The organism is Paenibacillus sp. G2S3 (genome assembly GCF_030123105.1).
Classification (GTDB): domain Bacteria; phylum Bacillota; class Bacilli; order Paenibacillales; family Paenibacillaceae; genus Paenibacillus_AQ.
Genome location: NZ_CP126095.1, coordinates 2,513,489 through 2,534,722 on the forward strand (window position 1 = coordinate 2,513,489; position 21,234 = coordinate 2,534,722).

At 42.7% G+C, this 21,234-nt stretch carries 14 protein-coding genes; 9 read left to right on the forward strand and 5 right to left on the reverse strand.

The features are described 5' to 3' along the window. The first annotated feature begins 14 nt into the window (after window positions 1-14). Complete coding sequence (locus tag QNH28_RS10770; protein ID WP_283911348.1) at window positions 15-980, forward strand: 2,3-diaminopropionate biosynthesis protein SbnB; 966 nt, start codon at window positions 15-17, stop codon at window positions 978-980. 72 nt (window positions 981-1,052) lie between these two features. Here the strand turns inward: QNH28_RS10770 and QNH28_RS10775 are convergent, their stop codons facing one another. Further along, window positions 1,053-1,934 carry a LysR family transcriptional regulator gene (locus tag QNH28_RS10775; RefSeq protein ID WP_283911349.1) on the reverse strand — a complete coding sequence of 294 codons (882 nt, stop codon included), beginning with the start codon at window positions 1,932-1,934 and terminating at the stop codon, window positions 1,053-1,055. A gap of 151 nt (window positions 1,935-2,085) precedes the next feature. Here QNH28_RS10775 and QNH28_RS10780 point away from each other — a divergent pair, with 151 nt between their 5' ends. After that, complete coding sequence (locus QNH28_RS10780; RefSeq protein ID WP_283911350.1) at window positions 2,086-3,450, forward strand: MATE family efflux transporter; 1,365 nt, start codon at window positions 2,086-2,088, stop codon at window positions 3,448-3,450. 52 nt (window positions 3,451-3,502) lie between these two features. Here the strand turns inward: QNH28_RS10780 and QNH28_RS10785 are convergent, their stop codons facing one another. From QNH28_RS10785 to QNH28_RS10800, 4 genes are all read right to left on the reverse strand, one after another. Then, window positions 3,503-3,988 carry a hypothetical protein gene (locus QNH28_RS10785; RefSeq protein WP_283911351.1) on the reverse strand — a complete coding sequence of 162 codons (486 nt, stop codon included), beginning with the start codon at window positions 3,986-3,988 and terminating at the stop codon, window positions 3,503-3,505. Window positions 3,989-4,073: 85 nt separating this feature from the next. Continuing rightward, window positions 4,074-4,694, reverse strand: coding sequence for a TetR/AcrR family transcriptional regulator (locus QNH28_RS10790; RefSeq protein ID WP_283911352.1), 621 nt, complete (start codon window positions 4,692-4,694; stop codon window positions 4,074-4,076). A gap of 44 nt (window positions 4,695-4,738) precedes the next feature. Next, the gene (locus QNH28_RS10795) at window positions 4,739-5,929 is read right to left on the reverse strand and encodes a pectin acetylesterase-family hydrolase (protein ID WP_283911353.1); all 1,191 of its coding nucleotides are present in this window, start codon (window positions 5,927-5,929) and stop codon (window positions 4,739-4,741) included. A 172-nt stretch (window positions 5,930-6,101) separates the two neighbouring features. Continuing rightward, the gene (locus QNH28_RS10800) at window positions 6,102-9,233 is read right to left on the reverse strand and encodes an alpha-mannosidase (protein WP_283911354.1); all 3,132 of its coding nucleotides are present in this window, start codon (window positions 9,231-9,233) and stop codon (window positions 6,102-6,104) included. Between the two features lie 249 nt (window positions 9,234-9,482). On the opposite strand from QNH28_RS10800, the gene QNH28_RS10805 reads away from it, so the two are divergent. From QNH28_RS10805 to QNH28_RS10835, 7 genes are all read left to right on the forward strand, one after another. Beyond that, window positions 9,483-11,297 (forward strand): sensor histidine kinase, encoded by a 1,815-nt coding sequence (locus tag QNH28_RS10805; RefSeq protein WP_283911355.1) that lies wholly within the window; start codon window positions 9,483-9,485, stop codon window positions 11,295-11,297. Beyond that, window positions 11,297-12,862: a response regulator transcription factor gene (locus QNH28_RS10810; protein ID WP_283911356.1), complete on the forward strand. Its 1,566-nt coding sequence runs from the start codon at window positions 11,297-11,299 to the stop codon at window positions 12,860-12,862. The genes QNH28_RS10805 and QNH28_RS10810 overlap by 1 nt, the downstream gene beginning before the upstream one ends. Before the next feature lie 338 nt (window positions 12,863-13,200). Beyond that, window positions 13,201-14,082, forward strand: coding sequence for an ABC transporter permease (locus QNH28_RS10815; protein ID WP_042193664.1), 882 nt, complete (start codon window positions 13,201-13,203; stop codon window positions 14,080-14,082). Between the two features lie 18 nt (window positions 14,083-14,100). After that, entirely contained in the window at window positions 14,101-15,024 is a 924-nt protein-coding gene (locus tag QNH28_RS10820) for a carbohydrate ABC transporter permease (protein WP_283911357.1), read from the forward strand. Window positions 15,025-15,108: 84 nt separating this feature from the next. Beyond that, the gene (locus tag QNH28_RS10825; protein WP_283911358.1) at window positions 15,109-16,626 is read left to right on the forward strand and encodes an ABC transporter substrate-binding protein; all 1,518 of its coding nucleotides are present in this window, start codon (window positions 15,109-15,111) and stop codon (window positions 16,624-16,626) included. Window positions 16,627-16,738: 112 nt separating this feature from the next. Further along, a complete protein-coding gene (locus QNH28_RS10830; RefSeq protein ID WP_283911359.1) occupies window positions 16,739-18,058 on the forward strand; it encodes a glycoside hydrolase family 125 protein in 1,320 nt (439 codons plus the stop codon). Continuing rightward, on the forward strand, window positions 18,055-21,204 hold the full coding sequence (locus QNH28_RS10835) for a beta-galactosidase (RefSeq protein ID WP_283911360.1): 3,150 nt from the start codon (window positions 18,055-18,057) through the stop codon (window positions 21,202-21,204). The genes QNH28_RS10830 and QNH28_RS10835 overlap by 4 nt, the downstream gene beginning before the upstream one ends. Window positions 21,205-21,234: the final 30 nt, after the last annotated feature.

The following is a 21,234-nucleotide window of genomic DNA, read 5'->3' on the forward strand; positions in this document are numbered from 1 at the left end:
AAGGAGGTGACGGTATGCTGTACTTAAATGATCGAGATATACGGGCAGTAGGTGTTGATTGGCCTGACCTTGTGGAGTCGGTAGAAACTGCAGTAGGTATCATCGATTCAGGTGATTACGCGCAGCCGGTAAAGCCTTATCTCAGGTATAAGAATCCTCAAAACCGGATTATTGCAATGCCCGCGTACGTAGGGGGAAAGGTGAATACTGCAGGGATCAAATGGATTTCTAGCTTTCCGAATAATATTTTGACTGGTCGTCCCCGTGCACATAGCATTATTGTATTGAATGACCACAGTACAGGGCAGCCTTCAGCCGTCCTGAACTCACCACTCCCCAGCATCGTAAGGACGGCTTCCATCAGCGGACTGATGATCCGTTACTATATGCAGGCGCGGTCGTTGGAACAGATTCATCTCGGTATTATCGGCTGGGGCCCGATTGGCCAGTATCATTGTCAAATGGTTACGGCTCTGTATGGAGATCGAATCGAACGTATCCGTATTTACGATATCAAGGGAGTAGATTTGTCAGGATTCTCATCTTTATACAGTGATAGAATAGAAGTGGCAGAGACATGGGCGGATGTTTATCAGCATTCTAATATCTTCATTACTTGTACCGTATCAGAACATCGGTATATCGATCTCCCCCCTGAAAAGGGTAGCCTTCTGCTGAATGTTTCACTTCGTGATTATAAGCCGAAGGCTTTAGCTTCGGTAAAAGCCATCATTGTCGACGATTGGGATGAAGTGTGCCGTGAGAATACGGACATTGAGCAGCTTCATCTGAAACAGGGGCTAACTCGTGACGGCACTCGACGGATTACCGATGTCGTCTTTCGCCACAGCCTAGCTGAATTCAGCGAAGATGAACCGATCTTCTTCTGCCCGATGGGGATGGCCGTCTTCGATATTGCTACAGCGGTGTATTATGTGAAGCAAGCGAGGGAAAAAGGGATAGGAACTGAGCTGGAGTAGGAGAAGCAAGAATGAGAGCAATTCTGTCCATATAACAGTGAAAACCCGCTTATTGAGCGGGTTATTATTATGTTATGAATGATAGGTATCTTTAATAAATTGAATAAAATGTGCAGTGGCTGAGCTGAATAGCTTATTTTTTTTCCAAGCCAATACATGACTTGTAGTTCGTTCAGGTTCAAATGGAACAAAACAGGTACGATCACTTTCCCGGATAGAATATGAGCCACTCACACAAATGGCATAGCCAAGCTTTTGTTCTACTAGAAGCATGGCGTTTGTCAAAAGATTATGTGAGGCAAAGATACGAAGGCTCCCATTCTCGACCCCAAGCCAGCTTGCGATCTCATTTTGTACAATCGTACGTCGAGGTAGAATTAGCGGTAAAGTAAGAATATCCTGAATGCCAATAGAAGTTTTCTGGGCGAGAAGATCATCTCGTCGCATAAGAATGCCCCACTGTTCCTGATAAGGCAAGTGAATATAATCATATTTGGCGGCTTCAATGGGCTCTAATAATATACCGATGTCGATATTTCCTCGGTCTAGCTTCTCTCGAATATCATCCCCATCAGCACTGTACAATTCATATTGTACCTTAGGATGCCGATTGGAGAATTCCTCTAATAACTCCGGCAACGCCCGGGATACCGTGGACTCTACACAGCCGATAGAGACTACGCCACCCACCAGATCCTTTTGTTCCGCCAGATCTCTTTCTGTTTTCTCCAATAATGAAACAATCTCTTTTGCACGTTGCTGAAATAAAAGTCCACTGTCTGTTAATGTAATCTGCCTTTTTCCCCGAGTAAACAAGCTGGTCCCCAGCTCATCTTCCAGATCCATAAGCTGCCGGCTTAAAGTTGGCTGGGTAATGTGGAGGATTTCCGCCGCATTGGTTATATTGCCTACCTTAGCAACTGTTAAAAAATATCTGAGAACACGAACATCCACTATTTTAAACATCCTTCCATAATACATCTGATAGATTGGACTTCTAAACCATACATATTAGGCATGATAAGCGATTTAACATAGGTATTAGATATTTTTCACTTTTGAATTTACCATAGATTTAAAACCATTACAAAACGGGGTTAAACAAATGAGTGAAATGCAAACGGCGCTTACGAAACCAAGATTATTTTCAGATAAGCAATTAATGAAATTATTCCTCCCCTTAATTGTAGAACAATTATTAGAATCTCTGATGGGCTTGGTCAATTCGATCATGGTAGCTTCCGTCGGTGAATCAGCAGTATCGGGTGTATCCTTGGTAGAAATGGTTATGTTACTGCTGATCAGTTTATTTGCAGCGTTAGCAACCGGAGGGGCTGTGATTGTTGGTCAATATCTTGGAAAAAAACAGGAGAATCAGGCCAGAGAGGCAGCGAATCAACTCGTTTGGTTTGCCGGTGTTGCGGGACTTGTGATTATGGTTTTGATTTATTTGTTGAAAGGATTTATTTTACACGGGTTATTTGGAACGATTACAGAAGAAGTGTATGGACACGCGAATACTTATTTATTAATTATTGGGGCGTCTGTTCCTTTTCTGGCGCTTTATAATGCTGGTGCAGCGATATTCAGAACGATGGGGAACTCCAGATTGCCTATGAATATTATGTTGGTTATGAATCTTGTGAATATCGCAGGGAATGCTTTGTTGGTTTATGGGCTTGATATGGGAACTACAGGAATTGCTATACCAACCCTAATCTCCAGGATAGGTGCTGCTGTTTGTATTATTGTGCTTGTATCTAACCCAAAGAATCTCTTATCTCTGAAAAAGACCCTGCGGCATAAATTTGATGGCAGGATGATCAAGCAGATTATGAGAATTGGTGTACCTTATGGACTGGAAAATGGAATGTTTTATATTGGACGGTTATTAATATTAAGTTTAGTCTCGACTTTTGGAACAGCGGCTATTGCAGCGAATTCTGTAGGGAGTACGATTGCTTCCTTGCAGGCGTTACCCGGAATGGCCATCGGCTTAGGGATGTCTGTTGTGATTTCCAGATGTGTAGGTGCTGGAGAGTATGCTCAAGCTAAGTATTATACGAAAAAGATTATGGGTATAATCTATTTGGCACAGGTGGTTAGTTCCATTGTGAGTTTAGCTTTGTTTCCAAGTATACTGAGTATTTATCATTTTTCACCAGAAGCGGAGCTATGGGCAACAAGGATTGTATGGAGCCATGCGATCGTCATGATGTTGATCTGGCCTTTTGGGAATGCACTACCAACCGTTTTTCGTGCGGCCGGAGATGCGAAATTCCCTATGATCGTCAGCATGATTACGATGATGGGTTGTAGAATTCTGTTTGCTTATGTATTGGTTTATTGGTTTCATATGGATATGTTTGCAACGTGGATCGCAGTCTATTGTGATTGGTTGATTAAAGGGGCATTATTTATTTGGCGGTATATTAGTGGGAAATGGACAAAGTTCCAGGCGATACAATAAAAACAGCCCCGATGAAGAATACATCGGGGCTGTCTTGCGACTGGTCAACTAATTAAAGAGTATAACTGAAGCCCAGTATAGTAAAACACTTGTCCCGATCTTCGGGTGCCATTCTGATTTCTATCAGATGCTCACAGCTAACCTCGTTTTGATATAGTATTACCGGATTGCAATGTGTCCAGTTGTTCACGTGAGGATTAGCGGTGACTACAAGGCTGCCGTCTACGAAAATATCCGCCTTGCCGAACTCGCTGCTGCCAGAATCCTTGTATACGAGGATGAGATTTCTGCTCGTTATTGTCAGCTTGAAGCTCTCTTCCCCTGATGCCCTTGAATGCATCCAATTATGAGGGAATTCCGGAGTTCCGTGAGGTTCGGCATCCATTTCTACCCGCTGCAAATCGGTATCGATCCCCGAAAATCCACCTACTGTGATCTTACCTGCGTCAAAATAGTTTTTTCGATCCAGCAGGAGGGTTCCAGCAAAATCATTCCCGATGACCGGGCGCTGATCTAATAAGATATCATCTTCAGCCATTGCTCCTTCCATATAACTAGAGCCGTACGAATACCGATTGGTATATTATGCAGAAATGAAACCTATTACGAAAAGACTCTATTAATCATCGGGAATGCCGTACGCCATGCATAATGAAATCCTTGAATTGTCGGTCCGTTGCACGGTCTTCCTCGGTAACCACACCGCCTCGCTGATGGGTAATAATAACGGCTTTTTGTAAATACATGAAATACAGGTGGGTGGACTTCTGCAGAATGCTCAGCCACTTATTTTTTTCCTCCGGGGCCAATGGTATTGTCTCAAGCCGTATAAGCCGCGCATACCAGCCTTCCATGGCCTTCTTAAAGTCAGGCAGTTCCGCAGGATTCTTAGAAAGGGTGCTGTAGTAAACTCCAAAAATGGCATCATAGTAAATCAGTGACTCCTGATGATCTCGTAGCGCCAAATATTTATCCAGAATGTTCTCCAGTGATTGTACCGGCTGTTCAAAATCAAAATCAAACAGTAGCTGTCCAAACATCCGCTCCAGGTTAAGGACATAGATTTGAGCGGCTAATTCTTCTTTGTCCTTATAATGATGATACAAAGTGCGCCGGGAGACACCGGCTTGTTCCGCAATCTGAGCCATATCCGTGCGCTCAATACCTTGAGCACAGAACAAGCTGAGCGCTGTATCCTTAATGATCTCCCTTGTCATTTGCATCTGCTTTTCACGCAAATTCATTAATTTTCTCTCCTGCCTTGTGCGAGTATTTCGCTAATTCTATGCTATTTCTGAGCGGTCTTCGATGTCATGAGGAACTTGCTGCCCACGGAATAGGGTTTCTGATGGTTGACCGCGTCACCTAACCATTTCAGAAGCTTCACACCATCTTGTTCAGCCTGAAAGAAGGTCTCTCGGGTTGCAAAAGTGTGTGGGGTTGTCCCCGTCTTAGCATTTAGTCCATAGTCGGTCAGATAGTAATAGTAATTAGGTAAAGTGGCAGCCAAAGAAGATACAGATTGCCGCATTTCCTGTGACCATTCATTAATAATGCTTTGATCTCTGGGCCCCTTGTAATCGTTGATGTTGTTCTGAAAGTGGATCAGAATCTCGTCAAATACCGAGTAGGATTGCAATATTACCGCATTCGCAGGCAGTAGATGACCGTTCGCTTTAAATGCTGCCCCGATGATATCCGCTTCGGGGGTATACCCAAAGTTCTTAACGAAGTCTGCCTGCCATTCCTTATTCACAACATTTGGCCACTTGTCTGATTTCAGGAAGGAACTGTCTGAATATTGGAAGATCTCGGAGTCTTTGTAATGAGAGGCGATCTCCGGAGCCCAGAAGGCGGACCCGAATCCACCAGCACTTTCGCCTGCAATCAGCAGTTTGTCGGGCTTATCCACGTTGGCATATATCCAATCAAGGCTGCTTCGCACGTTATTGCTGCCGTTATAACGCATTGTAAAGGTGCTGCCGTCCTCTTTTTTATATTCAACCGTACGGTTACCGATATGGAAATCACCCGTCGAATAGGGAAGGTAGACCACATTCCAGCCATGAAAAGGATTGGCAGGGTTATCCGTATCCATCATGCCTCTTAGCAAGGTCAGCATATAGAAGGGAATGTTGGGGAAATAGTTGCCTGTATCTCCACCTTTAATGAAGTTCATGAGCTTGATTGGGTGCGCGGCGCTTTGGGCATCCCAACTGGCCCCGCCCCCGGAAAAGAAGATGATCCAGTTATTAGTTTCGCCCTTTTTATTCCAGATAAAATACTCTGATCCATCACTTGAAATGACATTTTCGTCCAGCTTGACTTTATTCCACTCGTAAGGCTTCACTTCCATGATTACGGGGGTGGTGGTTTCCGGTCTCTTGATTACAAAAGCGCTAATCGCAAGAATAGCAATCAAAACAAGGCTCAATAATCCAATGCTTGTGAATATCGTGATTTTCCCCATTCTTCTCATCTGCATCTCTCCCTTACTCAGAGTATACGCTAAGTTAACTCGTTGCACAATGTGTATACTTAAATGTGAAAGAAACAATCATAATCGAAAATAAAACGGGGTGTCCTCGCAGCCTTTTATCCATGGCTACAGGGACACCCCGATTTTGTATGTTACTTCATTTAATTAGCTTCTACACTTCGATTTCAAATGTTCTAATTTCGTAAGGTTCAAGTATAAAGGTAATGACAGGTTCAGTGTGAACCTCACCCTCAGGACGTTCCATTAGATTACACTCTTGCCATGAAATGATATTCAAGTCGCTCGTCATCTCAATCTGCTGGCGGCTTCCGGAATAGTCATGAACACGTACGATTAATTTTTGACCATCCTCAGATTTCTTAAGGGCAGATACCATTACCGTATTCGTAGAAAGACGAATCACGGACTTTGTTTCCACTTCAGCTTGCCCCTTGGTGCTCCGCAGTGGATTGTTGATGGACCAAGCTTGACGGACGGTATCACCTTGTAGCCAATCACCAGTATGAGGCAGGATAGAGTAGGTGAATGAATGCTCGCCTTGATCCGCTTCAGGGTCAGGGTGTGTTGCTGATTTGATTAGAGATAAACGCATCACATTATCCTTGATGTCGTAGCCATACTTGCAGTCGTTTAACAAGCTAACGCCATAACCACGATCTGATAAATCTGCCCACTGATGTCCCACGGTCTCGAATCTAGCGTAATCCCAGCTAGTGTTCCAGTGTGTTGGACGCTTAACATTACCGAACTGGATATCATAAGTGGCTTCGGTAGCTCGTACCGCAACAGGGAAAGCTACTTTCATTAGCTGCTTTTTCTCATGCCAGTCTACGTTCGTCACGAAGTCGATACGAGGATGCCCAGCGTGTAAGATCATTTGCTGTTTAATCGTGGAATCCATATAGCTCCATGTGAATTGTACAACACAACGCAATGAACCATTTTCTATGACTTCAATGCTACGGCAATCGATCACTTCGCGCATTTTTTGCTGATAGTAGATGTCAATGTCCCAAGCTTCATGTGCTAATGGTTTATCCTCAAACACTTGGAACACGTTACCGTGGCTTCCGTTAGCTAATACTTGACGCTGTTCGTGTTTATCATAGATGGATGACAATTGACCTTGCTCGTTCCACGCTATTTCAAGGTGAGGCGTTGAAATTCCTGATTCATTCAGCTTGAATGGCGTGCTTAGTGGCTCAGAATTCACATCTTCTACGAAGGAGATGGTGGTGTATCCGAGTGAAGGGATGTTGGATACTTCAACGATCCAATGGTTACCTTCACGTTGAGCTTGTAGTTGTTTACCTTCTGAACTTATCCAATGTCCTGTTTCCATACCAGTCTCTACAGTAATTTCTACGAGCTCAGTCAATTCCCAAGAAGCGTTGTTCCAGATGGTATATTTACCGGCTTCACTTCCGTTCACAAGTGCCTTCGTAGATTGTTCCCATACAGATTGACCAATGGCTTCGGCTTGAGCATATTCAATCGTACTGTCTTCATACACTTCACGAATCGAAGAGCCTGGAATAATATCATGGAATTGGTTACGCAAAATAATTCTCCAGCCTTCGTCTAGATCGGTCTGACGATAGTTCGACCAATCTTCAGAAACAACACTTTGCAGTGCGTTTAGCCATTCCGCTTCGCGGTATAGCAGTTCAAGCTTGCGGTTCATCCGCTTATTGTAGGCTTGGCTAGTGTACGTGCCACGGTGATATTCTAAGTAAAGCTCGCCATCCCATACATGGACATAACGATCTGTATTAGCAACGGTCTCTTGCAGATTACGGAAGTAATCTCCCGCTGTTCCTGTTTCAATCTTCGGTAGACCTGGGAGATCGTTGAGTCTGCGGCGCATCTCTAGCATTTCACGGTTAACCCCGCCGCCACCGTCTCCATATCCGTAAGAAAGCAATAAATTGCGATTCACTTCTTTATCCCGGTACGTATCCCAAATGCCTTTTACAGTCTTAGGAATGATGCGGCCATTATAGGTGTAGAACCAAGAATCTTCTTCAGACCAAGGCTCTGGTGTTGTAATGAAGTGTGTTAATACTTCAGTGCCATCAATACCGCGCCATTGGAAGGTATCATGTGGCATGCGGTTGTATTGATTCCAGCTAATTTTCGTGGTCATGAATGTATTGATTCCTGATTTTTTTAGAATTTGTGGCAAGGACCAGCTATAGCCAAATACGTCCGGCAGCCATAAATAATCACATTCAACACCAAATTCATTACGTAAGAAGCGAGTACCATATAGCAATTGACGGACAAGAGACTCACCTGAGGTCAAGTTGCAATCTGCCTCGAGCCACATACCACCGCCAGCTTCCCAGCGTCCTTCAGCTACACGTTCACGAATCTTCTCGTAGATTTCTGGATAATCATTTTTGATATATTCATAGAGCTGAGGTTGAGTCTGTAAAAAAGTGTAGTCCGGGAACATTTCCATCAGACGGAGTACGGTCGAGAAGGAACGCGCACATTTCTCACGGGTATGCTTCAATTGCCATAACCAAGCGACATCAATATGGGTATGACCAATACAGGTAACAGTAACTGGCGAAGACTTTTCCATTTTATTAATTTCATCACGCAAATAATTACGAGCTTCCCCGATGGAAACGTAGAACTCTTCAGAACCTGGACGAGACCAGTCGATCAAAAGAAACGAGCGGTCCACTGTACTCAACAGCTGTGTATACTCTGGTGTTTTGGCATCGAGTACGTTCAGCGTCTCAACAACAGCAAGCGCGGTAAAATAGAAATCATCTGTTGCATCATCCAGCCAACAAATTTCAGCCATACGAATGCCATGTGTCTGATCTTTCTTAGGGCCGCCGCCCTCAAGTCCCGACCATAAACGGAAGGTCAGTGGAAGATTAGTGCCTACCGTTTCATCCGGCAAGAACACTTCTGTATGATTGGAATCTACACCTTGATAGGGCTTGCCGTTGTAGAAGAATAATGATTCAAAACCGGAGTTGTTTCCAGCACCCGTCTCTCCAAAATCAAATCGGCCTAGTACTCTGCGTCCTGCCCATGAGGCGGGTACGTCTATCTGTGTCGTTAGCCATAAATACAAATCGCGGCCTTTCCAGGTATCGCCAACTTGTAGCTTAGACCATTCTCCATCCACGGGTGGTTCCGCTGCAATTTCACCTTGTTCGTCAATCATAGAATTGAAAAAAGGAATGTGTATACGATCCCGGTAACGATATTCGGAAATCTCGTTTAGTTGGGAGTTGAGTTTACGTTTGGTTAGAAACATGAGTAATAGCCCTCCATAATCTTAATGGGGGACGAGGAATATAAGACTTATAGGTTATTTACAGGTTTGTTTGGGGGGTAGAAACCAACTATAGACGATTTTAAGCGAGATGTAAACTCATGATAAAGAAAAAATAATGTGAGGTGTAAAGATTTACATCTAAAAATGAATGCGCTCCCATTGCACAATAAGAAAGGTGATGTTAAGCTTCTAATCCTAAAGGCTAGATTTTGAAGGAAGGTGTATTTGTTGAATATAAAGAAATTTTATCAAAATCATTTACAAAAAAAACTGTTTAATAAAATTTTAGCTATATATTCATCCATCATCATTATTACGCTCATTGCCTCTTCCATTACCGTTTATAAATACTATGAACAGACGATCACGCGTCAACATGTGGATGCCAATCGAGAGGTATTGGATTACGTGAGCTTATATATGAATCAGCAGTACGAAGGGATCCAATTGGCCATCCAACAAATTTATAGTGATGCCTCTGTAAGTGAGGATTTATCATACTTTTTGCAACATGATTATGGAGATTATCTTAAATATCGTTTAGATCAATTTGCTGAAATTGGGAGCTTTGTACCCCATACATTCGATACTTATTTCAAAACGTATTTGAATCAGAAAAGTGGTATTTCTGACGTTATTTTATACAGCACCGAGAAAGAATTTTATTATTTATATAAAAATAATACACGACAGCTCTACAACAGAGATATAGATATTTCGGAGCAAAAAGCACCTATACCCAAGAATGGCTGGGTCTCGCATGAGAAAAAATTATTACTTAAGGAAATTAGGGAAGACAACAACAATTTGTATACCATGACCAGGGAACTTAAAGATCCGATTTCGTTGAAAACGATCGGTATGCTCATTATAGATTTTGATGCTGAACTAATATCAAAATGGCTTGGTACGAAAGGTACAGAGAATAATGGCCAAGTATTGGTTCTAACACCAAGCGGTGACGTCATATATGATTCCTTAGGAAGGTATATGGGACAACAGTATCCGCATATCGATAGTCTTTATTCAGACGGCTGGACTGCACTAGATGGATTATCCAAGATTAACTTAAATACAACGAATAGCTCTGGTCTTATTGTGGCAGGCATCATTCAGAAGTCGCAGGTCAATAAAGAAATGATGGTTGTACGAAATTGGATTATCGGGATTACAGCAGCACTAATTGTTGCGGCAATGGCGATTACATACGGAATCATTTTACGCTTCTCTAAAAAAGTGAAGATCATTGTCAAATCTATGAAGCGCTTACAGGAAGGCGACTTAAGCACACGGATTCACCTTAATCGTGAGGATGAATTGCAGCTCATTGCCAACAACTTTAACTATATGTGTGAACGGCTAGAACTATATATTAATAAAGTTTACATTTCAGAAATTACGCAAAAAAATGCAGAACTTGTGGCGCTTCAGTCGCAGATTAATCCGCACTTTTTATATAACACGCTTGAAGCTATAAGAATGCGGGCCATCTCGCAAGGTGCGAAGGATGTAGGTCAGATGATTTACATTTTATCAACATTATTCCGAACGATGATTAAGAAAAATATGGTTGTTACCCTCGCTGATGAGATTGAATACTGCAACCTGTATCTGGAGTTGTTTCAGATTAGGCATAAAGATAAGCTTCAAATCGAGTCGCGAATAAGTCCAGTAGCCATGAATTGTTCTATCGTTAAATTGCTGATTCAGCCGGTCATAGAAAATTATATTGTTCACGGATTTAGGCCTGAACGCTTCGATAACCTTATACGTATTGAAGTTACTGAAGCAGACGAGAGAATTCAAATTGCTATAAGAGATAACGGAAATGGGATTATTCCGAGCAAGCTAACAGAACTACAACAAATGCTTCAAGTCAGTATGCGAATGGATGCACCACCTTCCTCGCTTGGACTATGTAATGTGAATGAGCGAATTAAACTTTATTATGGGACTGAATATGGATTAGCGATCGCTAGTGAACTAGGTGAAGGAACAACAGTCATCATGAATATACCAGTGGTAAGGGAGAGTACGAAATAATGCACAACATACTTATTGTGGATGATGAACCTTTAATTCTTGAAGGATTACGTTCAGTGATCGAATGGGAAGATTATGGATTAAGAATCGCAGGCCAAGCGGGTAATGGGGAAGAAGCTTTAGAGTTTCTACATCACCATAACGAAGCCATAGACATATTAATTACAGATATTACAATGCCAAAGCTTACGGGACTTGAACTGATTCAACAAATCAAGCATTTTGATTCAAAAATGAGATTTATTATCTTAAGTGGATATGAACAATTTGAGTATCTAAAAGCTGGAATGAGTCTAGGCATTGAGAATTATATTCTTAAACCGATTAATATAAAAGAATTGGAATCGACCATTGAGCAAATTGTTGAAGTTCTCAATCAAGAGGATGTTGAACAATTTCATGCGAAGGAGGATCAGCAAGTATTACGTAACAATATTCTGAACCGCTGGGTCACTGGAAACATCGATCGACAGGAGCTTTTGCATCGTTCAAAAGTGTTGAATATTTCGCTGGACTGTTCTTTTTTTACGGTGGCTGCGATTCGACTTATTACAGAACAGGAAGAAGAAGAGAGTCAGCATAATCTGCAACCTAACCAACTTGTGGAAGAATGTTATCGTATCGCTGTGCAGTCCGTAGCTGAGCGCGGTACAGTTATTGCATTTATAGATATGGAAGGCGATCTTATTCTTATTGTTGCGGAGTCGGCTGAGGATGAGAACAAAGAAGAGATGTATTGTATGCTGGAACAGGTTCAATCTGCGATTATGCATGAATTAGGAAAGTCTGTCTGGATCACGATCGGAAGCAAGGAATATACTTTTCAAGAAGTACCACAAAGTTATAAAAAAGCGAAAAGTTTATATGTGGAGCATCTGATGTTGCCGGGCTACCCCATTATAGATGTGGATCAACTATCGAAGATGGTTTTACACGAGGACAAGCTTGAAATTGATTATGAGGCCTTTACGAAATTATTATTATCGGGTGAGCGTGAGGCTGCGAATCAATTTATCGAGGAAACATTCCAAAAGCTGTTCGGCTGTGGCATGATTACCCGCATTGATAACTACAACGTAGCGATTGAATTAATGTTGATCGCTAAGAACATGGAGAAGAACTCTAATTTTAGTGCCGTGTTTAATCCTTTACTACGCATCCATACCATTGAGCAGCTGCTTCATCATGTGCAGGATAGTGTGAAAGAAACGCTGGATCAATTATCGTTAGTAAGTGATGAACTGAGTCCGAATATGAAATATATGGTGGATCAAGTAAGTAAGCATTATAGAGAAGAGCTATCTCTGAAGACGCTTAGTCAGCGAATGAATATGCATCCTACTTACTTGGGACAGCTATTTCAGAAGGAGATGGGGCGAAGCTTCTCTGATTATGTGAATCAATTCCGAATTGAAAAAGCAAGGCAACTGCTGCTTCAAACTACGTTATTAACCAATGAAATTGCAGCTGAAGTGGGGTATCTAGATCCAGCGTATTTTTATCGCCAGTTCAAAAAATCAGTAGGGATATCTCCAACTGAACTTCGAAAGATGTATAAAAAATAAAAGTTTTAGAGTAAAGGAAATGTTCCCGGGTATCACGTTCAAGTGGGGGGTTCACGAACGTTGGTCACGAGAATGTTTCCTTTTTTTTTGTTCAAATCTTAAGGAATTTCAAGCCTCGCGGAGGTCATTTTTTCTTGCGATCTTTAATTTTTACATATCATTCTGGAGTTTTTCAACTTTATGAAACCGCTTTTATAGCGCAGAATTAAAGATAGTTAAAGGGGCAAGGAAATAAGATCGAAAGGGAATTACGGGGATTGTTTGGGGATAGAGAAGGGGGATGTAGAATAGTGTCTGCATTTTTCAAAAGCTTAAATAAGGATAAAGTACTGTGGTTTATGGTATTGCCAGGGACAATATGGTTCCTAATCTTTTGTTACTTACCGATGTTCGGAACTATTATCGCATTTAAGGATTTTAAGATTCATCGGGATGGATTCTTTGCAAGCGTTTTAAATAGTAAGTGGGTTGGCCTTGAAAATTTCAACTTTTTATTCTCGACGGAGGACGCCTACATTATTACAAGAAATACGATACTGTATAACGTGGCGTTGATCTCCCTCGGTTTAGTTCTTGCAGTGGGCATTGCGATCACCTTGAACGAACTTGTGAACAAACGGATGGCCAAAGTTTATCAAACGGCGATGTTTATGCCTTATTTTCTTTCTTGGGTTATTATTAGTTTCTTTACGTTCAGCTTCCTAAGTGTAGATAAAGGGATTTTGAACCAAGTGATTGTGTACTTCGGAGGCGACCCTGTTTCCTGGTATGGGGATACTCGCTTTTGGCCATATATCCTAATTTTCATGGGGATTTGGAAATCCATCGGGTATTCGAGTGTTGTTTACTTAGCAGCCATAGCAGGTATCGACAAGTCCTACTATGAAGCGGCTATGATTGATGGGGCTAGCAAATGGCAGCAAATTAAGTTTATTACACTTCCTTTGCTTAAACCTTTAATGGTGACGCTTACTATTCTAGCGATTGGTGGTATCTTTAGATCGGACTTCGGATTGTTCTATCAAATTCCTCGGGATTCCGGTGTTCTATACTCCGTAACGAATGTTATCGATACTTATATTTATCGAAGCATGAGTACGACAGGTAATCTAGGAATGAGTACAGCAGCAGGCTTATATCAATCGATCGTTGGCTTTATCATGGTGATTGTAACAAATTCTATTGTGAAAAAGATCAGCAAAGAAAATGCGATATTCTAGAAAGGAGTCATTGACGTTATGGAATTAGTCAAACGTAAGCCAAAAGAAATCGACAACAACGCCATTACTCCTTTTTGGAATGTGGTACTCAATATTGTGATTGGAATTTTCGCTTTTACTTGTGTGTTTCCGTTCTTGTTTGTCATAGCTATTTCTTTTACGGATGAGAAAGTACTCGCTTTAAATGGATTCAGCTTGATCCCAGAAAAATTTAGTTTGGCGGCGTATCAGTTTGTTTTTAACACAGGGGATCAGTTACTTCGTTCCTTTGGAGTTACCTTGCTGGTTACTGTACTAGGTACGCTCATTAGTTTATTTCTAATTACAACTTACGCCTATGTTCTTTCTCGAAGATCATTTCGCTATCGTAATTTTTTCAGTTTTTTCGCCTTCTTCACGATGTTATTCTCAGGCGGAATGGTTCCGAACTATATTGTGGCTACGCAGTTTTTACATTTGTACAACACGATATGGGCTTTGATCTTGCCAATCGCAATGAATGCATTTTTTATTCTAGTGATGCGGACCTTCTTCCAGACAACCGTACCTGATGCACTAATTGAGGCAGCGAAAATTGACGGTTCAGGGGAGTTTCGGACATTCCTGCAAATTGTACTCCCGATTTCTTTGCCGGGGATTGCAACGATTGGATTGTTCTGTACGCTGGGCTATTGGAATGATTGGTTTAATGCGCTGCTGTATATTGATGATGCGAGTCTTGTGCCACTCCAAGCGATGCTGATGCGAATTCAGAATAATATGGAGTTTGTCATTCAGAACAGTATGCAGATGGGATCAAGCTTTGAGATTGCTGCGACCTTGCCGACTGAAACCGTTCGTATGGCGATGGTAGTACTGGCGACCTTGCCTATAGCACTAGCGTATCCGTTCTTCCAAAAGTATTTTGTAAAAGGCTTAACCGTTGGCTCTTTAAAAGAGTAACGTTACTAAGATGTATTTATTCGAATCGCTAGAATAGGAGTCGATATAAATAAAGAGTTAATTAAACTAAAGGGGGAAATAGAAATGAAAGCGAAAAAAAGTTTAACGCTCGCTCTTGTAGGAACAATGCTTTTGTCTGGCCTTCTTGCTGGATGTGGTTCGAATAATAATACAAATGCGGCGAAAGAAACAGATAACTCAGCGGCAGCAGGGAATTCAACAGGGAATACATCGGAATTAAAGCCATATGAGCTGAAGATGTATTTAATTGGTGGACCTCAAAAGGATTTGGATCTTGTATTAAAAGAAGTTAATAAATATACCAAAGAAAAAATTAATGCAACGTTGAACATTACGATGTTCGATTGGGGTGATTACGATAAGAAGATGCAGGTCATCACCGCTTCTGGTGAGCCTTATGATATTGCCTTTACCTCTTCTTGGACAAATGATTTCCGCCGTAACGCAGCTAACGGTACCTTCTTGGGCCTGAACGATCTGCTAGATAAGTATGGAAAGGAAACGAAAGAAGTTTTGGACCCACGTTTCTTAGAAGGCACTAAGATTAAAGGTGAGATCTATGGTGTTCCTGTAAATAAGGAGCTTGGACAGCAATGGGTATGGCGCTTCAATAAGAAATATGTTGATAAATACAACATGGACATTTCCAATATTCGTACATTGGATGATCTAGAGCCACTTCTTAAAACGATTAAAGAGAATGAGCCTGCGGATATTACACCGCTAGCTGTTCCTAAAGGCTTTAAACCATTCATGCCATTTGACTATGTACTAGGTGATGAGCTACCTATCGGGGTCTATATGGATTCCACAGATGGCAAGGTTGTTAATATTCTGGAGACACCTGAACTTGCAACATCGTTAGATACGATGCGTAGACTTTACACAGCAGGTTACTTACGCCCAGACGTTGCAACACTTGAAGGTATTGATAACATTAAGACAGGTAAATGGTTTGCCGATCGCGAAATTACACAGCCTTATGCAGAAAAAGGTTGGTCTCGTTCCGCAGGTTATGAAATTGTAACTTCGCCTATGCATGAGCCTTATGTGTATACACAGTCCGCCGCTGGTTCGATGCACGCTATTTCCGTAACCTCAGGTGATCCTGAACGGGCTATGATGTTCTTGAATCTTTTGAATACAGATAAGTACTTACGCAATTTGCTCAACTATGGTATCGAAGGCACTCATTATAAGAAAATCTCCGAGAATGTCATTGAAGATCTGCCAGCTATGCAAGATAGCTATGCAATGCCAGGCTTCACACTTGGAAATATGTTACTGACTTATCTGCATGCTGATGACCCTGCTGATAAATGGGATGCTTTCAAGAAGTTTAATGATTCGTCAAAAGAAGCCCCAACCTTCGGTTTTGCATTTGATCCTACACCTGTAAAAACAGAAGTAGCGGCCATCAACAACGTAACTAAAGAATTTATGCCAGCGCTATACACAGGTTCTGTTGATCCTAAAACATATCTGCCAAAAGCAACTAAGAAATTTAAAGAAGCTGGACTGGATAAAGTCATTGCAGAAGTTCAAAAGCAGCTTGATGAGTGGAACCAGACAAAGAAATAAGGCTATGAACGTAACAAAACGCCTACGATTAATCTAAAGGTAACACAAATAGGATTAGTGGAGACGGGCAGCTATGCTGCCCGTCTCTCTATCTTCATGAAGGAGTGAGAATATGGAACAATTCAGATTGCCAACCATCTCCATGCCGAAGCTGCCGCTTCCACAAGCTATTCAAGAAGTATTGAATGAAGCAGAGGAAAAGTTAGCTCATCGGCCTAAACTATTGCAGCTTTTCAAGAACTGCTTTCCTAATACACTAGAGACAACTACTAAGCTTATGGATGATGGAACAACATTCATCATTACTGGAGATATCCCTGCTTCTTGGTTGAGAGACTCTGTGGAGCAGGTTATGCACTACGTACCTTTTGCTAAGAACGATCCGGATCTTCAACGTATCATTAGCGGTCTCATTAAGCGTCATATTCAGTATATACATATTGACCCTTACGCTAATGCGTTTAACGAAACAGCGAATGACTGGCATTGGAGTACTAGCGATATTACGGAAATGTCCCCATGGGTGTGGGAGCGTAAATTTGAGATCGATTCCCTATGTTTTTCCATGCGTCTGGCTTATACCTATTGGAAAGAAACGGGGAAGGCTGATATATTCGACGCCGGATTTAAGGCAGCAATGCTCAAAATATACAACTTGTTTAGAACGGAGCAACGTCATTCTGAACTATCCCCTTACCGCTTTACGCGTAATAATGGAATTCCTGAAGATACCCTGCGCAACAACGGTCTTGGTATGCCTGTGAATTACACAGGGATGGTCTGGTCCGGGTTCCGATCAAGCGATGATGCTTGCGACTTCCATTACAATATCCCAGGCAATATGTTCGCTGTTGTTGCATTACGTCATATGCAGGAATTTGCAGAATGGGTATTCCGTGATCTTGAATTTCTAAAAGAGCTTAAAGCATTAGAAGCGGACATTGATCATGGAATCAAGCTATATGGTATTTATCGTCATCCGAAATTCGGTCCAATCTACGCCTACGAGACCGATGGTTATGGCAACTACTGTTTGATGGATGATGCGGGAACACCAGGACTCATGTCGATACCTTACCTTGGATATGTCACGGCAGATGATGAAATTTACCAGAATACGAGACGATTTGCTCTGAGCAAGGAGAATCCTTTTTATTTTGAAGGAACAGCAGCGAAAGGGATCGGCAGCCCGCATACCCCGAAAGACTATATCTGGCATATGGCATTATCCATGCAAGGTTTGACGGCTTCCACGAAGGAAGAGAAGCTGGAGATGCTTGCGATGCTAGAGGCAACGGATGCGGATACTGGCTTTATGCATGAAGGATTTCATGTCGATGACCCGAATATATTCACTAGAAAATGGTTTGCCTGGTCTAATAGTCTGTTCTCTCAACTAGTCTATAAATCGATGAAGGAAGGACTACTATGAGCAGACCTGTAATCATATTCTATGATTCTGATTTTCCAATTTCTAATTCGATTCCTAGCGATGCGATCAAGTCCATGCGTGAGTTCGGTACGATCGCGAATGCGAATCAGCTTGCAGCTGCGCTTAAGGAAACCGAAGGTGGATGTTTCATTAATCTGCATGCACCCTATTTCCCAAAAGCTGCATGGATAGACATTCTAGCCTATTTACAAAGAGGTGGCGGGTTGATCAGTATCGGAGGTGCTCCCTTCAAACAACCCGTTCGCTGGAAAAATGAACAATGGCATGTGGAAGCTGAGCAGACTTCTTATCATCAGGAGCTGTATATTCATGAGGCACTGCGTGTTGATTGTTCTCGCAACCAGTCCTTGCTTGCATCGGATGTCATTCCACTGCTTAAGGGGCAAGAAGCTCTTTTTCAAGTAAGTGCAGAGACATGGAACCTTGTGCCACATACGACGAAGACGAGTGATCTACCCCATCAAATGGGATCGGCAGGTCCGATGAGCACACGGATTTACCCACTTTTGAAGGGAATTACGCATGAGGGTCGGGAAACTGCTGCTCCAGTAGTTCTTTGGGAGAATACGATTGGTTTATTTGCAGGCTCACGCTGGCTGTTCGTAAATACGGCTGCAACGGCTTCTTTATGGAAGGAACAAGGGCTGCCTGCGATATCTGAGTGGGTTCGTTTCTGTAGTAAGGGTGTAACGGAAATCTGGGTTAAGCCGAATTACGCGTCATATGAGTCAGGAGAACGAGCTTCTCTGACACTTCAGATTCAGCAGCTTGAGCGGGTAAGACCTTCTTTGCGAAATGAAGCCAAATGGAAGCTAACAATTCATGTTGAGCATGAATCCGAATCCTCCTTGCGTTGGTCACATAGTTTAGAGATGAAGGCTAATGCTGAACTTAACATCGTTCGTGTGCCTATTCCTCTGGAAATTAGGAGTGGCCTGTTCCAAGTGGTCTGCCAAGCGGAAGCCAGTGATGGTGAAGTCCGCATTCTACGTCAAGGATTCTGGGGGCATGCCCCTGAACTTCTGGCAGCAGGTGAGCCGGTAACGAGTGGAAGAGATTATTTCATAAAAGATGGGCGTCCGTTACCTGTTGTGGGGATGACTTATATGACGAGTGATGTGGCACGTAAATTTCTATTTCTGCCGAACGTTGGGGTATGGGATCGCGATATGGGTCAAATGCGGAAGGCAGGGATTAACTGGATCCGAACAGGAATCTGGACCGCTTATCGTAATGTGATGCAAGACGATGGTCATGTTTCAGAAGAGGTACTGCGAGCGATTGATGCCTTTATCATGACGGCGAAGAAGCATGATCTTCAGGTGACTTTCACGTTCTTCTCCTTCACACCGGAAACGTGGGGTGGGGTAAATCCTTATTTGGACCCACAAAGTGTTGAGGCTCAGAAGCGGTTCATTCGTTCTATTGTATCTCGTCATAAAGCGTCTTCGAATGTAGATTGGGATCTTATTAATGAACCGTCGATGTTTGATCCGGCACGGATTTTCTCGGATGGTCCGAGTTCATGTCATGATCGCTTCGAGCAACAAGCTTTCATAGAATGGCTTCGACATAGACATGGGGAAATCGAAGTACTACAGGAACGTTGGAATATGACACCCGCACAGCTTCCTGACTTTGAATCGGCAGGGCTGCCAGAAGCGAAAGAGATGAACTTCGATGTACAGGATATGCACAGTGCTAAAAGAGGGACGCGTTGGCTTGATTATTGCTTGTTCTCCATGGATATGCATAACCGGTGGGTGAAGCAGTTATCTGACGCCATTAAGGAGCAATGTCCAGATCAGATGGTTACGGTCGGTCAGGATGAAGGGCTAGGGGCACAGCGACCTTCGCCGTTCTTCTACGAGGAGGCGGTGGATTACACCACTGTACATTCCTGGTGGTTTAATGATTATCTGGTGTGGGACGGCATCTTTGCCAAGACACCTAATAAGCCAAACCTAATTCAAGAGACTGGCGTCATGTATGTAGAAACTCCTGATGGACGAGCCAAACGTTCGGAGCTGGAGCTGCGAAATCTACTCGAGCGCAAATATGCCTATGCGTTTGGAACTGCTGGTGCGGGGGCCATACACTGGATTTGGAATACGAACTTCTATATGGATAATGCGAATGAGTCCCATATCGGAGCATTGAGAGCAGATGGAACCGAAAAGCCAGAGGCGGATGTCTCTTATGACTTCGGGAAATTTATAGAAGACATTCGTGACGTATTTGGAGATCGGAAACTGGAAGAGATTGCTGTGGTGTTTCCGTATTCGAATGATTTCTCTAACCGGAAGCTGGCTTTCGCGGCTACAACAGAGCTTACCCGTATTCTTTCTTATGATCTAAAGATGCCTTTTAGAGGGGCTTCTGAATACCACCTAGATGATTTGGAGAACCATCCTGTGAAGCTTATTATACTGCCAAGCGCGCATAACTTCGATGATGCAGCGATGGAAAGGTTGTTACACATCGTTGAAGAGACAGGTGCGGTATTGCTTGCTACAGGCCCGCTCGACATTGATGCTTACTGGCGTTCTTCAGAGCGCTTTAATGATATTCTTGGCAAGCGTGAATTGCGGAATGTGCGCCGTGAAGAAGTTCTTAGCCTTCAAGGCCAAGAACTCCCCGTCTCCTTCGGTCACAGACGGATTGCTGAGGTATCGAAGGAAACGATGATTCACGAATCCGGCGGAAGCGGAAGCTCTACTATAGACTCAGTCATAAACATCCCGCTTGGCAAGGGTCGTCTCCTATGGAGTCCACTGCCCGTTGAATTGAGCGACCGAAGTGATACTACGTCTGCACTGTATCGCTACGCGTTGAATGCTGCTCATGTGGAGTGTGACTTGGAGTGGATTAGCGGAGGGGACTTAGTAGGTATCTACGGACGAAAATTGAGCTTTGCTACAGGAGCTCTCTTCACCTTCGTATCGGAATATGCTCAGGATGCGAAAATCGAAGTGAAGGATTCAGCCACTGGCCGAACCTACGCTTTCTTGTTGGAACAGGAACGTTCAGTCCTGTTTGCTACGGACTATAAAGGTGATCTTCTTGGTGTGTATCGCCAGCAGGAAGTTGAAATTCATATAACTTATCCACATCTACTACATTAAGCATCTTAGTAGAGAGTACGTATTGCATAT

Coding starts and splice junctions, on each gene's coding strand:
- QNH28_RS10825 (WP_283911358.1), top strand. CDS start 15,109: ATGAAAGCGAAAAAAAGTTTAACGCTCGCTCTTGTAGGAACAATGCTT.
- QNH28_RS10790 (WP_283911352.1), bottom strand. CDS start 4,694: ATGAATTTGCGTGAAAAGCAGATGCAAATGACAAGGGAGATCATTAAG.
- QNH28_RS10795 (WP_283911353.1), bottom strand. CDS start 5,929: ATGAGAAGAATGGGGAAAATCACGATATTCACAAGCATTGGATTATTG.
- QNH28_RS10830 (WP_283911359.1), top strand. CDS start 16,739: ATGGAACAATTCAGATTGCCAACCATCTCCATGCCGAAGCTGCCGCTT.
- QNH28_RS10815 (WP_042193664.1), top strand. CDS start 13,201: ATGGTATTGCCAGGGACAATATGGTTCCTAATCTTTTGTTACTTACCG.
- QNH28_RS10800 (WP_283911354.1), bottom strand. CDS start 9,233: ATGTTTCTAACCAAACGTAAACTCAACTCCCAACTAAACGAGATTTCC.
- QNH28_RS10835 (WP_283911360.1), top strand. CDS start 18,055: ATGAGCAGACCTGTAATCATATTCTATGATTCTGATTTTCCAATTTCT.
- QNH28_RS10770 (WP_283911348.1), top strand. CDS start 15: ATGCTGTACTTAAATGATCGAGATATACGGGCAGTAGGTGTTGATTGG.
- QNH28_RS10785 (WP_283911351.1), bottom strand. CDS start 3,988: ATGGCTGAAGATGATATCTTATTAGATCAGCGCCCGGTCATCGGGAAT.
- QNH28_RS10780 (WP_283911350.1), top strand. CDS start 2,086: ATGAGTGAAATGCAAACGGCGCTTACGAAACCAAGATTATTTTCAGAT.
- QNH28_RS10810 (WP_283911356.1), top strand. CDS start 11,297: ATGCACAACATACTTATTGTGGATGATGAACCTTTAATTCTTGAAGGA.
- QNH28_RS10820 (WP_283911357.1), top strand. CDS start 14,101: ATGGAATTAGTCAAACGTAAGCCAAAAGAAATCGACAACAACGCCATT.